At 69.6% G+C, this 13,364-nt stretch carries 12 protein-coding genes; 10 read left to right on the top strand and 2 right to left on the bottom strand.

Features of this window, described 5'->3' with window-relative positions; translation table 11 throughout:
* Window positions 1-109 precede the first annotated feature (109 nt).
* From D107_RS0108990 to lnt, 7 genes are all read left to right on the top strand, one after another.
* Window positions 110-1,480: an MFS transporter gene (locus tag D107_RS0108990; protein ID WP_018876466.1), complete on the top strand. Its 1,371-nt coding sequence runs from the start codon at window positions 110-112 to the stop codon at window positions 1,478-1,480.
* A gap of 109 nt (window positions 1,481-1,589) precedes the next feature.
* Window positions 1,590-2,066, top strand: coding sequence for a single-stranded DNA-binding protein (gene ssb, locus D107_RS0108985; protein WP_018865690.1), 477 nt, complete (start codon window positions 1,590-1,592; stop codon window positions 2,064-2,066).
* Window positions 2,067-2,113: 47 nt separating this feature from the next.
* The gene (miaB, locus tag D107_RS0108980) at window positions 2,114-3,466 is read left to right on the top strand and encodes a tRNA (N6-isopentenyl adenosine(37)-C2)-methylthiotransferase MiaB (RefSeq protein WP_018865691.1); all 1,353 of its coding nucleotides are present in this window, start codon (window positions 2,114-2,116) and stop codon (window positions 3,464-3,466) included.
* 5 nt (window positions 3,467-3,471) lie between these two features.
* Entirely contained in the window at window positions 3,472-4,500 is a 1,029-nt protein-coding gene (locus tag D107_RS0108975) for a PhoH family protein (RefSeq protein ID WP_018865692.1), read from the top strand.
* Window positions 4,490-5,002 (top strand): rRNA maturation RNase YbeY, encoded by a 513-nt coding sequence (gene ybeY, locus D107_RS0108970; protein WP_018881303.1) that lies wholly within the window; start codon window positions 4,490-4,492, stop codon window positions 5,000-5,002. Before D107_RS0108975 ends, ybeY begins: the two co-directional genes overlap by 11 nt.
* On the top strand, window positions 4,995-5,927 hold the full coding sequence (locus D107_RS0108965) for an HlyC/CorC family transporter (protein ID WP_018865694.1): 933 nt from the start codon (window positions 4,995-4,997) through the stop codon (window positions 5,925-5,927). Before ybeY ends, D107_RS0108965 begins: the two co-directional genes overlap by 8 nt.
* A gap of 5 nt (window positions 5,928-5,932) precedes the next feature.
* Window positions 5,933-7,435 carry an apolipoprotein N-acyltransferase gene (lnt, locus tag D107_RS0108960; protein WP_018881302.1) on the top strand — a complete coding sequence of 501 codons (1,503 nt, stop codon included), beginning with the start codon at window positions 5,933-5,935 and terminating at the stop codon, window positions 7,433-7,435.
* A 17-nt stretch (window positions 7,436-7,452) separates the two neighbouring features.
* On the opposite strand, the gene D107_RS0108955 is transcribed toward lnt, so the two are convergent.
* On the bottom strand, window positions 7,453-7,992 hold the full coding sequence (locus tag D107_RS0108955; RefSeq protein ID WP_018865696.1) for a zinc ribbon-containing protein: 540 nt from the start codon (window positions 7,990-7,992) through the stop codon (window positions 7,453-7,455).
* Between the two features lie 107 nt (window positions 7,993-8,099).
* Window positions 8,100-8,951, bottom strand: coding sequence for a DUF2189 domain-containing protein (locus D107_RS0108950; RefSeq protein ID WP_018865697.1), 852 nt, complete (start codon window positions 8,949-8,951; stop codon window positions 8,100-8,102).
* A gap of 246 nt (window positions 8,952-9,197) precedes the next feature.
* On the opposite strand from D107_RS0108950, the gene leuS reads away from it, so the two are divergent.
* From leuS to holA, 3 genes are read left to right on the top strand one after another with little or no spacing between them, the layout of a single operon-like run.
* Complete coding sequence (gene leuS / locus D107_RS0108945; RefSeq protein ID WP_018881301.1) at window positions 9,198-11,789, top strand: leucine--tRNA ligase; 2,592 nt, start codon at window positions 9,198-9,200, stop codon at window positions 11,787-11,789.
* Window positions 11,786-12,325 carry an LPS assembly lipoprotein LptE gene (gene lptE / locus D107_RS0108940; protein ID WP_018878086.1) on the top strand — a complete coding sequence of 180 codons (540 nt, stop codon included), beginning with the start codon at window positions 11,786-11,788 and terminating at the stop codon, window positions 12,323-12,325. The genes leuS and lptE overlap by 4 nt, the downstream gene beginning before the upstream one ends.
* Window positions 12,325-13,362 (top strand): DNA polymerase III subunit delta, encoded by a 1,038-nt coding sequence (holA, locus tag D107_RS0108935; protein WP_018878085.1) that lies wholly within the window; start codon window positions 12,325-12,327, stop codon window positions 13,360-13,362. Before lptE ends, holA begins: the two co-directional genes overlap by 1 nt.
* Window positions 13,363-13,364: the final 2 nt, after the last annotated feature.

Below are 13,364 nucleotides of genomic sequence, written 5' to 3'. Positions count from 1 at the left end.
CCGGCCATCTTAACACCCGGGCGTGCGGCGCCATGGTTTCCGCGCCGGGGTTGCCGGTAAACTCCGCTGCCATGAACACCCCTCCGTCCATGCGCCGGTTCCGGACGCCATGAGCCCGCGCGAGTTGCGCGCCACCACCGGGCTCGCGGCGATCTATGGCGTGCGCATGGCGGGCCTGTTCATGGTCCTGCCCGTCTTTATGCTGCATGCCGACCGTATCCCTGGCGCGACTCCGCTGCTGATGGGGCTGGCGCTGGGGATCTACGGCCTCACCCAGGCGATTCTGCAGATCCCGTTCGGGCTGCTGTCCGACCGCGTGGGGCGCAAGCCGCTGATCCTGGCCGGCCTGCTGCTGTTCGTTGCCGGCAGCCTGGTGGCCGCGCTGGCGGAGACCATCCACGGCATCATCCTCGGGCGTGCCCTGCAGGGGGCCGGCGCGGTGGCCGCGGTGATCCTGGCCCTGACGGCGGACCTGGTCGGCGAGGAGCGTCGGATGCGGGCGCTGGCTGCCATCGGCTTGACCATCGGTCTGACCTTTACCGCCGCGATGGCCCTGGGCCCCTTGGTGGACCGTGCGGCGGGGCTGGAGGGGGTCTTCGGCCTCTCTGCGCTGCTCGGGTTGGTCGCGATCGTGATCCTGTTCCTGTGGGTGCCGAGCCCGGATCGGGTGCGCAGGCATCCGGACATGGTGCCGGTGTGGTCCGCGTTGCCGCGGGTCCTGCGCGCCCCCGACCTGCTGCGCCTGAATCTCGGCATCTTTGTGCTGCACCTGGTGCTGGCCGCGAACTTCCTGGTGATCCCGGTCCTGCTGCTGGAGACCCTGGCGCTGCCCGGGGCGAGTCACTGGAAGTTCTATGTGCCGGTCCTGCTGGCGGGGTTCGTGCTGATGCTGCCGGGGATCATCTTCGGCGAGCGGCGGCGGCGCGTGCACGCCGTGCTGCGCGCGGCGATCCTCCTGCTGGCCGGGGTGCAGGTCCTGCTGGCCCTGCTGGTGCTGGACGGTGGCGGCCTGTGGACGCTGGGCGCCTTGATGATCCTGTTCTTCGCCGCGTTCAATCTGCTGGAGGCCGGATTGCCGTCCCTGGTGGCACGCGTGGCGCCGGTGGCCCACAAGGGCACCGCGATGGGCGGCTTCGCCACCGCGCAGTTCCTCGGGATCTTCGCCGGCGGGATGCTGGGGGGCGCCTTGCTGACGGTCGCCGGGCCGGTCGGCGTGTTCCTCGCCGGGGTGCCTTTGCTGCTGCTGTGGTGGTGGGGGGCGCGCGGGATGCAGCCGCGCTACCGCTCCAACCGCGTGCTGGCGCTGCCCGCCCACTGGTCCGGTCGCGAGGCCGAGCTGCTGCGCCTGATCGCGCACTGGCCGGGGGTGCACGAGGCCGAGCTGTCGCCGGACGCCGGGTCCCTCTACCTGAAGGTGGAGCCCGGCGGTCCGGATACCCCCGAGCTGGCGGCCTGGCTGGCGCGCCCGCCCTCCCGGTAGCGCCGGCAGGACGTGCCCGCTCCGCGTCGTGGACCGGTGCACTGTCGCGGCGGGGGCGGGCTGCTACACTATCGGGTCTGTCTCTCCATGCCCGACTGAAGGAGGCCCCATGGCCCGCGGCGTCAACAAAGTCATCCTGCTCGGCAACCTCGGGGCCGACCCGGAAAAGCGCGAGACCCCCAACGGGGTTACCGTCACCAACCTGCGTCTGGCAACGTCGGAACAGTGGACCGACAAGAATTCCGGCGAGAAGCGCGAGAACACCGAATGGCACCGGGTGGTGATGTTCGGGCGCCTGGCGGATATCGCCGCGCAGTATCTGTCCAAGGGCTCGCAGGTCTATATCGAAGGCAAGATCCAGACGCGCAAGTGGCAGGACCAGTCCGGCAACGACCGCTACAGCACCGAGGTGGTCGCCAACGACATGCAGCTGATCGGCGGTCGCGGGGGCGGCGGCGGTGGCGGGTTCGATCAGGACCCGGGCTATGGCGGCGGCAATGCCTATGGCGGTGGCGGCCAGCAGGGTGGCAACCGCAGCAGCGCCCCGGTCTCCGGTGGCTTTGATGACGACGACGTCCCCTTCTAGAACGCACGGCGATCCCTGACCGGCCCAACCAGCGAAGTACCGAGAGCATGATCCGCAAGGTCTATATTCAGACGCACGGCTGCCAGATGAACGAGTACGACTCCGATCGCATGCTCGACGCGCTGCGCGAGCTGCACGGGGCCGAGCGTACCGACGATCCGGAGCAGGCCGATGTCCTGTTGATGAACACCTGCTCCATCCGCGAGAAGGCGCAGGAGAAGGTGTTCTCGCTGCTGGGGCGCTGGCGCCAGATCAAGGAGCGCCGGCCGGAGGTGATCATCGGCGTGGGGGGCTGTGTCGCCAGCCAGGAGGGTGATGCCCTGCGCGAACGCGCTCCGTACGTGGACCTGGTGTTCGGCCCGCAGACCCTGCACCGGCTGCCGGCCATGATCCAGTCGGTGCGCCGCGAGCGCGCGCCGGTGGTGGATATCTCCTTCCCCGAGATCGAGAAGTTCGACCGCTTGCCGGAGCCGAAGGCCGATGGCCCGACCGCGTTCGTCTCGGTGATGGAGGGCTGTTCCAAGTACTGCAGCTTCTGCGTGGTGCCCTATACCCGCGGTGACGAGATCAGCCGGCCGTTCGACGACGTGATCGCCGAGGTGGTCGCGCTGGCCGCGCAGGGGGTCCGGGAGATCAACCTGCTGGGACAAAACGTGAATGCCTATCAGGGGCCGATGGAGGACGGTGATACCGCCGACCTCGCGCTGCTGATTCACTACGTCGCCGCGGTGGACGGGATCGAACGCATCCGCTTCACCACCTCGCACCCGGTGGAGTTCTCCGATTCGCTGATCCAGGCCTTTGCCGACGAGCCCAAGCTGGTCAGTCACCTGCACCTGCCGGTACAGAGCGGCTCCGACCGCATCCTGGCGCAGATGAAACGCGGCCACACGATTCTGGAATACAAGTCCAAGATCCGCCGCCTGCGCGAGGCGCGCCCGGACCTGGACCTGTCCTCCGACTTCATCGTCGGCTTCCCCGGCGAGACGGATGCCGACCACGCGGCGACCATGAAGCTGATCGAGGAGCTGCACTTCGACTTCTCCTTCAGCTTCATCTACAGCGCCCGCCCGGGCACACCGGCGGCCTCACTGCCGGACGACGTGCCGCTGGCCACCAAGAAGGCCCGTCTGGCCGAGCTGCAGGCCCTGATCGAGCAGCACGGGCGCGAACGCAACCAGGCCATGGTCGGCAACATCGAGCCCGTACTGGTCGAGGGCCCGGCCAAGCGCAATCCCGGCGAACTGGCCGGACGCACGGCGAACAACCGCATCGTGAACTTCGCCGGCGACCCCGGCCTGATCGGGCAGATGATCCCGGTCGAGATCACCGATGCCCTGGCGCATTCCCTGCGCGGCCGAACCGTGGAGCGGGCCATGTCTGCGGCCGTCGGCGCCTGACCGGAATGGCCAATCGTCTGGATTTCACCCTGGAACCCGGTGACCAGGAGACGCTCGCGCGGATCTCCGGGCCGCTGGATGCCCATCTGCGCCTGATCGAGTCGCGCCTGGGCGTGGCCGTGCACAACCGCGGCCCGCGCTTTAATCTGACCGGCCCGAAGACCGCGGTGCAGGCGGCCGGGGCGCTGATCCACGACCTCCATCGCATGGCGCAGGAGGAGCCGGTCAGCCTGGAACAGGTGCATACGGCGCTGCAGACGGCGCATGTCGAAGGCCTGGCCGAGCCCGATGGCAATGCGGGCGATCCGTCGCTGCGTCTCAAGCGCGCGGTGATCCGCGGGCGCGGCCCGCGTCAGGCGAAGTACCTGGCGGCGATCGCGCAGCACGACCTCAGTTTCGGCATCGGGCCGGCCGGTACCGGCAAGACCTTCCTCGCGGTCGCCGCCGCCGTCGCGGCGCTGGAACAGGACCGCGTGCAGCGCCTGGTGCTGGTGCGCCCGGCGGTGGAGGCCGGCGAGCGTCTGGGTTTCCTGCCCGGCGACCTGGCGCAGAAGATCGACCCCTACCTGCGCCCGATGTACGACGCGCTGTACGAACTGATGGGCTTCGACCAGACCGCGCGCCTGATGGAGCGTCAGGTGATCGAGGTGGCCCCGCTGGCCTACATGCGCGGGCGCACCCTGAATGAGGCCTTCATCATCCTCGACGAGGCGCAGAACACCACCGTCGAGCAGATGAAGATGTTCCTGACCCGCATCGGCTTTGGTTCCACGGCGGTCGTCAACGGCGACATCACCCAGGTCGACCTGCCGCGCGGCCAGCGCTCCGGGCTCAAGCACGCGATGCAGATCCTGAACGACGTGGAGGGCGTACATATCACCCGCTTCCAGGCGGGTGACGTGGTGCGCCATCCGCTGGTGCAGCGCATTGTGGAGGCCTACGACGCCCACGACAGCGCCTCCGGCAAACCGGATGCGGCGCCCGAGTCCGGTGCCGGCGCCGCTGTGGACGGGCAGGACGCCGATGGGGCTTGAGGTTGCGGTGCAGTACGCCGTGCCGCGCGCCGGCCTGCCGGCTGCCACCACCCTGCACCGCGCGGCCCGCGCGGCCTGGCACGGCGCCGGCGAGGCCGCGGTGACGCTGCGCCTGGTGGATGTCGACGAGGGGCGCACCCTGAACCATGTCTTCCGCGGCCGCGACTACGCGACCAATGTACTGTCCTTCCCCGCACCGGAGCTGCCACCCGGTCTGCCGCCCGAGGCGAACGCCTATCTCGGCGACGTCATCCTGTGCGCGCCGGTGCTGGCGCGCGAGGCGGTGGAGCAGGGCAAGCCCCTGGCCGCCCACTACCACCACATGGTGGTGCACGGGATGCTGCACCTGCAGGGGATGGATCACCAGACGCCGGACGAGGCCGCGCGGATGGAGGCCGTTGAGCGCTCCATCCTGGCCGGGTTAGGCTATCCCGACCCCTACGCCGAGCATCCGGTCCGTGCCCTGACGCCGCACCCAGCCGGAAACGCCCCCGATGCCTGAACCCGAACCCGACGAGCAACCGATCTGGCGGCGCTGGCTGGCCCGCGTCGCCGAGACCCTGCGTCCGCGCCGCGAGCCGGCCACCCGCCGCGAGCTGATCGAGACCCTGCGGGGCGCCCACGCCCGCGAACTGGTCGACCCCGAGGCCCTGACCATGTTGGAGGGCGTGCTCAACGTCGCCGACATGCAGGTGCGCGACATCATGATCCCGCGCGCGCAGATGGAAGTGGTCCGCCGGGATGCGGGGCTCTCCGAGTTTCTCCCCGACGTGGTGGCCTCCGCGCACTCGCGGCTGCCGGTAGTCGGGGATCACCGTGACGAGGTCGTTGGCGTCCTGCTGGCCAAGGACCTGCTGCGCTTCTTCGGCGAGCCCGACGATGCTGCCTTCGACATGCAGGAGATCCTGCGCCCGGCGGTGTTCGTGCCGGAGAGCAAGCGTCTGAACGTGCTGCTGAAGGAGTTCCGCCTGAGCCGCAACCACATGGCGATCGTGGTGGACGAGTACGGTGGCGTGGCCGGACTGGTGACCATCGAGGACGTGCTGGAGCAGATCGTCGGCGAGATCGAGGACGAGCACGATGTCGAGGACTACCTGACCCAGATCATGCAGCACCCCGGCGGGCGCTACACCATCAAGGCGCTGACGCCGATGGAGGAGTTCAACGCCTACTTCCAGACCGCCTACAGCGAGGCCGACTTCGACACCATCGGAGGCCTGGTGCTGTCGCACTTCGGGCATGTGCCGCGGCGTGGCGAACAGATCGTGGTGGATGGCATGCAGTTTCGCGTATTGCGGGCCGACAACCGGCGTCTGCATCTGCTGGAGATGCGCCTGCCGGAGCCGGATGGCCGCGTGACCACCGGCGAGGGGGCGCAGCCATTCGATGGCCCGGCCCCGGAGCCGGGCGACCACCGCGCCCCCTGACGGTCATGCCGATCCGTGTCGCGGACTTGCCGCCCTGGGCCGCGGGGCTGGTGGCCCTGCTGGCCGGGGCGGGGGCGACCCTGGCCTTTGCCCCGGTGGGCTGGTTCCTGGCGGCCCCACTGGCCCTGGCCGCCTGGTTTGCCCTGCTGCCCGGGGTGACCCCGCGCCGGGCCGCCGGGATCGGCTATGCCTTTGGTCTCGGGTTTTTCGGCGTCGGGGTGACCTGGATCTTCAACAGCCTGCTGGTGTTCGGCCAGGCCCCGCTGGTCGTGGCCTCGCTGATTACCGTGCTGTTTGTGCTGGCCATGGCGGTCTATCCGGCGCTGCTGGCCGCGCTGGCGGCGCGCTTCCTGCCGCTGGGGCGTCCGGCCGGGATGCTGGCGCTGGCCGGTGGCCTGGTGCTGATGGAGCTGGCGCGCTCCTGGCTGTTCTCCGGCTTTCCCTGGCTCCTGTTCGGGCACACCGTGCTGGACACACCGCTGCAGCCCTGGCTGCCGCTGGCCGGCGAGCTGGGGGCGGGGCTGGTCGTGGCACTGCTGGCGGTGGCCGTGGTCAGCGTGTTCCGGGCCGGGCAGCGCGGGGCGGGCGCGGGGCTGGTCGGGGTGCTGGTGCTGGCTTCGCTCGTGCCGGGGCTCGCACGCTGGGTAGAGCCGGGCGGCGAGGCGCTCTCGGTGGCCATGGTGCAGGGCAATATCGATCAGGCACGCAAGTGGGATGCCGACGGCATCGAGTATTCGCTGGGGATCTACCAGGAACTGACCCGCGAGGCAGGCGACGTGGATCTGGTGGTCTGGCCGGAGACCGCGATCCCGGCGTTCTATGTGGAAGTGCAGCGCCCGCTGGGGCAGCTCGCGCAGTCGCTGGCGGAGCACGATGCCGAGCTGCTGGTCGGGGTGTTCGACCATGCTTCGGCCGGCCGTCACGTCTACAACTCGGTGATCAACGTGACCACCGGCGCGGGGTACAACAAGCGCCAGCTGGTCCCGTTCGGCGAATATATCCCGCTGCGCGGCCAGCTCGACTGGCTGGACCGGCTGCTGGCGATCCCGATGTCCGACCTGTCCCCGGGGACCGGTGACGGGCGCATGCGGGTAGCCGGCCAGACGGCCGGGGTCAGCATCTGTTACGAGTCTGCGTATTCGCGCCACATCCGGGCCGCGCTGCCGGAGGCGGGATTCCTGGTCAATGTCTCCAACGACGCCTGGTTCGGCGACAGCCTGGCGCCGGCCCAGCATCTGCAGATCGCCCGGGTGCGGGCGGTGGAGACCGGGCGCCCGATGATCCGCGCGACCAATACCGGGATCTCGGCCCTGATCGATGCCGATGGCCGCATCCTGGAACGTTCGGGCTCGTTTACCCGCGAGGTAGTCACCGGCACCCTGCAGCCGCGCCAGGGCGTGACGCCGGCGACCGCCACCGGGGCGGGGCCGGCCGTGCTTGCCGCGCTGGTGCTGGTGGTTGCCGGTGCCGCCGTCGGGCGCCGGCGCGGCGCCCGCGGGCCCGACTGAACCTGTCCCCGGAGGGGTTATTCCGCCTCGGTGCCTCCGGGGCCGCGGCGGAAGGTGGTGTTGTGGCAGTTAGAGCACGGGGGGATGCGGCCGACCCGGGTCATGTGCAGCGGATGGCCGCACTTCTTGCACAGCAGCTCGCCCGGGCCGGTGATCTCGCCGGTGTGCCACTCGCCCATCACCTGGGCGCGCGCGGTCAGTTCGGTGATCTCGATCCGGGTGCGGTCGGCGATCCGCTCCAGGGCGTTCTTGATGCCGGCCTCGATCAGGCCCAGATCGATCTGCAGCCAGCCGCGCCAGTCAGAGCTGCGACTGTCCAGGTAGGCGCCGAGGTCCTGCAGGTCGCGGCGCAGGTAGTCCATCACCTCGTGGGCCTCTTCGCGGGTCAGGTCGCTGGCCTTCTGCACACGGTCGCGGGCGTTCTCCAGGGCCTCGGTGATGGCCTTGCTGGTCTTGTCTTCCAGTTTCTCGAGGTCCTCGGTGACCTCGTTCAGCATGCGGTGATAGGCATCGCTCAGGCGCGATTCGCGCTCCTGATCCTTCTGTTCTTCGCTCATCGGCCTCTCCTTTGCGAGCGTAGATGGTGGCGTGTCCCTAACGTTAGCACGAGCGCGGGCCCCCGGAGCCCGCGCCCCGGGGACGACCGCGCTTGGCCTGTCGGAGCTCAGCTTGCCTCGACCATATCCCGGTAGCCATGCCACATGGCGAAACCCAGCCACGGGAAGATCACGATCAGGGCCAGCAGGCCGGTTGCGATCGACACCATGAACAGGGCCGTGATGATCAGGGCCCACAGAATCAGGGTGCCCGGGTTGTGGTTGAAGGCCTTCAGGCTGACACCAATGGACTCGATCAGGCTCTTTTGCGGGGCATCGGCGCGCACCCGGTGATCCAGGAGGGCCGGGATGGTCGCCAGGCTCAGGGCGAAGACCACCAGCCCGAACACGATGGCGGCCAGCACGACCCCCACCAGCGAGATGATCCCGGCGCCGCTGCCGAGCATCGCACCCACCAGATGGTGCAACTGCCCCATCATGGCGAGTTCGCCGATGTTGAGGACCGCGATCCACATCCACACGAAACTGGCCCAGATCACGAACAGCACGGCCAGGAGCGCGGCAAAGCCCCAGATCGATCCGCCCAGGGTGCCCAGCCAGCCGAGTCCGGCACCGCCCGGCTCGCCGCGTTCCTTCTGCAGCGCCAGGTAGTTCACCCCCACCGCGAGTACAGGGCCGAGCAGCAGGATGCCGGCGAGGAAGGAAAAGGCCATCCACGGCTGGTTCCACGACAGGCCCAACAGGACCAGGCTGGCCAGCGCAATCACCAGGCCGTGTACGAGGGCCACCGGCGTCTTCCAGAGGTCGCGCCAGCCCTTGCCGAGCCAGGTGCCGAGGTCCTCGGGCGCGACTTCACGGATCGCGGGCGAGTCGGTCTCGGGCGTGTGTTCGGGATGGGTCTCGCCCAGATCCTCCGGGTAGGCCCGCTGCACAACGGGGATCTCGTCCTTCTCGTGCATGTCCTTCCTCCTTGGAACGTCAGGTTCAACGTTTCCGGTTGCTTTACCCAGTGAGGCAGTCCGGGCCGGGGGCATGTTCCTGAATTGACGTGACGCGGTTCACAGGCCGCCGGTGATCCGGGTGTCCCTCCGGATCTCTGCCCTGCGCCGCGCGAGGCTGCGGGGCGCTGTTTCCCTTGGAGGGGGTGGGGGGCGCTGGTATTCTGCGCAGTTCTTTGTTTTCGGCGATCAGGACAGGTGAGGCGCATGCAGGAGCACTATTCCCCCGAGGCGGTCGAGGCGCAGGCACAGCGCCAGTGGGAGGAGGCCGACTGCTTCCGCGCGCGCGAGGACGCCGCCGGCGAGCCGTTCTACTGCCTGTCCATGTTCCCCTACCCCTCGGGCAAGCTGCACATGGGGCATGTGCGCAACTACACCATCGGTGACGTGATCGCCCGCTTCCAGCGCATGCAGGGCAAAAGCGTGCTGCAGCCGATGGGCTGGGATGCCTTCGGCCTGCCGGCGGAAAACGCGGCGATGCAGAACCACGTCCCGCCGGCCGCGTGGACGCGCCAGAACATCGAGCAGATGCGCACCCAGCTCAAGCGCCTGGGCTTTGCCTACGACTGGTCGCGCGAGTTCGCGACCTGCGATGCCGACTACTACCGCTGGGAACAGTGGCTGTTCGTGCGCCTGCTGAAGAAGGGCCTGGTCTATCGCAAGAAGGCGACCGTGAACTGGGACCCGGTGGACCAGACCGTACTCGCCAACGAGCAGGTGATCGAAGGCCGTGGCTGGCGCTCCGGCGCGCTGGTCGAGCGCCGCGAGATGCCGCAGTGGTTCCTGCGCATCACCGACTACGCCGACGAGCTGCTGGAGGCCCTGGACGACCTCAACGGCTGGCCGGACCAGGTGCGCACCATGCAGCGCAACTGGATCGGGCGTTCCGAGGGCGTGGAGCTGGAGTTCGCGGTGGATGGCGGCGAACCGCTGACCGTCTATACCACGCGTCCGGACACCCTGTTCGGCGTCTCCTACATGGCGCTGGCCCCGGAACACCCGCGGGTGCAGGCGCTGGCGGAACATGATGCCGAACTGGCTGCGTTCGTCGCTGACTGCGCGCAAGGCGGGGTGGCCGAGGCCGATCTGGCGACCATGGAGAAGAAGGGCCGGTCGCTGGGCTTTACCGCCCGCCATCCGCTGACCGGTGCGGAGGTCCCGGTCTGGGTCGCCAACTTCGTGCTGATGGAATACGGCACCGGCGCGGTGATGGCCGTGCCGGCACACGACGAACGCGACCACGAATTCGCGACGAAATACGACCTGCCGATCCGGCAGGTCATCGCCCCGGCCGACGGTGCCGAGTGCGACGTACAGGCCGCGGCCTTCACCGACCCCGGCGTGCTGGTGAACTCCGGCGACTTCGACGGGCAGGCCTCCGAGGCGGCCAAGGGCGCGATCGCCGAACACCTGGAGCAGGCCGGGCTGGGCCGGCGCCGGCGCAACTACCGCCTGCGCGACTGGGGTATCTCGCGCCAGCGCTACTGGGGCTGCCCGATCCCGGTGATCCACTGCGACAACTGCGGGGCGGTGCCGGTGCCGGAGGCGGACCTGCCGGTGCGCCTGCCGGAGGACGTGATCCCGGACGGCGCCGGCTCGCCGCTGGCGCGCATGCCGGAGTTCTTCGAGGCAACCTGCCCGGAATGCGGCAAGCCGGCACGGCGCGAGACCGATACCTTCGACACCTTCTTCGAATCCAGTTGGTACTTCGCCCGCTACGCCTGCGCGGACAACGACACCGCGATGCTGGACCCGCGCGCCGACCACTGGCTGCCGGTGGACCAGTACGTCGGCGGCATCGAGCATGCGGTGCTGCACCTGCTGTACGCGCGCTTCTTCCACAAGCTGCTGCGTGACGAGGGCCTGGTGGCCTCCGACGAGCCATTCACCCGGCTGCTGACCCAGGGGATGGTGATCGCGCCGACCTTCTACCGCGAGCGCGGTGACGGCGGGAAGGACTGGATCAACCCGGCCGATGTCGAGCTGGAACGCGCCGAGGACGGCTCGGTGAAGGCCGCGCGCCACCGCGAGGACGGCCAGCCGGTCGTCGTGGGCGGCATGGAGAAGATGTCCAAGTCGAAGAACAACGGCGTGGACCCGCAGGCGCTGATCGAGCGCTTCGGCGCTGACACCGCGCGGCTGTTCACCATGTTCGCCGCACCCCCGGACCTGTCGCTGGAGTGGTCCGACTCCGGCGTCGAGGGTGCGCAGCGCTTCATCAAGCGCCTGTGGCGGGCGGTGCACGAGCACGTGAACGGCGATGCGCCGGGGGCGCTGGAGGTGGACGCGCTGGACGACGCCGGGCGCGAGCTGCGGCGCAAGCTGCACGACACCATCGCCAAAGTCACCGACGACATCGGCCGGCGCCAGACCTTCAACACGGCGGTGGCCGCGAACATGGAGCTGCTGAACGACCTCGGCAAATTCCCGAAGGATGGTGCGCAGGCCGCGGCCGTGCGCCAGGAGGCCCTGGAAGGCATCGTGCGCATGCTGGCGCCGATCATCCCGCACGTGACCGAGACCCTGTGGCGCGCGCTGGGCCATGACGAGCTGGTCGCGACCACCGCCTGGCCGACGGTCGACGAGGCCGCGCGCCAGGCCGCACAGGAGACCCTGGCGGTGCAGGTGAACGGCAAGCGCCGCGCCGAGATCGCGGTCCCGGCCGGCGCTGACAAGGACGCCATCGAGAGTGTTGCCCGCAACGACGAGAACGTACAGCGCCATCTCGAGGGCCACCATGTGGTCAAGGTGATCGTGGTCCCGGGCCGGCTGGTCAACTTCGTGGTGAAGCCGCAATGACCGCCCTGCTGCGCGCCGCGCTGGTCCTGGTGCTGGTGGCTGCACTGGCCGCCTGCGGTTTCCAGCTGCGCGGCAGTGGCGAGTGGCCGGAGGCGCTGCAGCCGGTCCAGATCACCGGGATCAATGCGCGTGATTCGCTGTACCGCGAGCTGGCCGTGACCCTGGGCTCCGCCGGCGTGGAGATCGTCAACCAGCGCCCCGAGGGGCAGGGCGCGATCCTCGAGATCCGCTCGGTCAACGACCAGCGTCGCACCCTGTCGGTGACCGAGGCGGCGCGGGTGTCCGAGTACGAGTTGATCCGCACGGTCGAGGTCCGCCTGCGCCCGGTCGACGGCGAAGCAGTGGACCTGGGGCCGCTGCGCGCCTCGCGCATCTACCTGTTCGACGGGACCGCCGTGCTCAGCCGTGGCGAGCGCGAGGCCACGCTGCGCGAGGCGATGGACCGCGACATCGTGGGTCAGCTGCAGCGCCGGATCGCGGCACTGACCGAGCCGGACGGCCGCCTGCGCGAACCGGCGGAGGAGCCGGCCCCGTAATGGCGCTGGATATCGCCCGCCTGGAGCAGGATCTCGCCCGCGGGCTGGCGCCGATCTACCTGCTGCTGGCCGAGGAGCCGCTGCAGGCGATCGAGGCGGCCGACGCGATCCGCGCGGCCGCCCGCGAGCAGGGCTTCCTCGAGCGCACGGTGCTGGACCTGACCGCACAGTCCGACTGGGGGCCGTTCGAGGCCGCGATCCGCGACCGCTCGCTGTTTGCCGAGCGCACGGTGCTGGACCTGCGCCTGGCCACCGGCAAGCCGGGCAAGACCGGTGGCGACCACCTGAAGGCCTACGCCGGCGATCCGCAGGACGATCTGGTGCTGTTGCTCCAGTTGCCGCGTCCGGACCGCGATATGCGCCGGGCGGCCTGGTTCAAGGCCCTGGAAAACCGTGCGGTGGTGATCCATGCGCGGCCGGTGCCGCCGGCCCAGCTGGGCAGCTGGATCCGCGCGCGCTTGCAGAAGAACGGGCTGCGCATCACCGACCCGGCGCTGGCGCTGCTGGTCGCGCGGGTGGAGGGCAACCTGCTGGCCGCGCGCCAGGAGATCGAGAAGCTGGCGCTGGCCGGCGTGACCGAGATCGACGAGACGGTGCTGGCGGAGGCCACCACCGACGCCGCGCGTTTCGAGCTGTTCGCCCTGGCCCCGACCGCGCTGCGCGGCGATGTCCGCCACGCGTTGCGCATGCTGGAGGGCTTGCTGGAGGAGGGCCAGGCGGAGCCGCTGATCCTGTGGGCGCTGGCGCGCGAATGCCGGCTGCTGGTGCAGGCGATGGAGCGCAAGGCCGCCGGCGCGCCCGACAAGGAGGCCTTCCAGGGCAGCTTCGGCGATGGCCAGAAGGCCCTGCGCCAGGCCATGTCGCGGCTGAGCTTGACGCAGGCGCGGGGCCTGCTGGCCGAGGCCGCGCGCGTGGATCGCGTGATCAAGGGTCAGGAAAACGGCAATGCCCGGCAGGGGTTGCTAGACTTGGTGGCCCGTATGGCGGGGCGCCCGCTGACCGTGGCCGAACCCGCCCTGAACCCGGAACGAGTCTGACC

The sequence above is a fragment of the Thioalkalivibrio sp. ALE30 genome (assembly GCF_000377465.1).
Taxonomy (GTDB): domain Bacteria; phylum Pseudomonadota; class Gammaproteobacteria; order Ectothiorhodospirales; family Ectothiorhodospiraceae; genus Thioalkalivibrio.
Note: the sequence above shows the minus strand (reverse complement) of the source record. Positions and strands in the feature narration are given on the sequence as shown.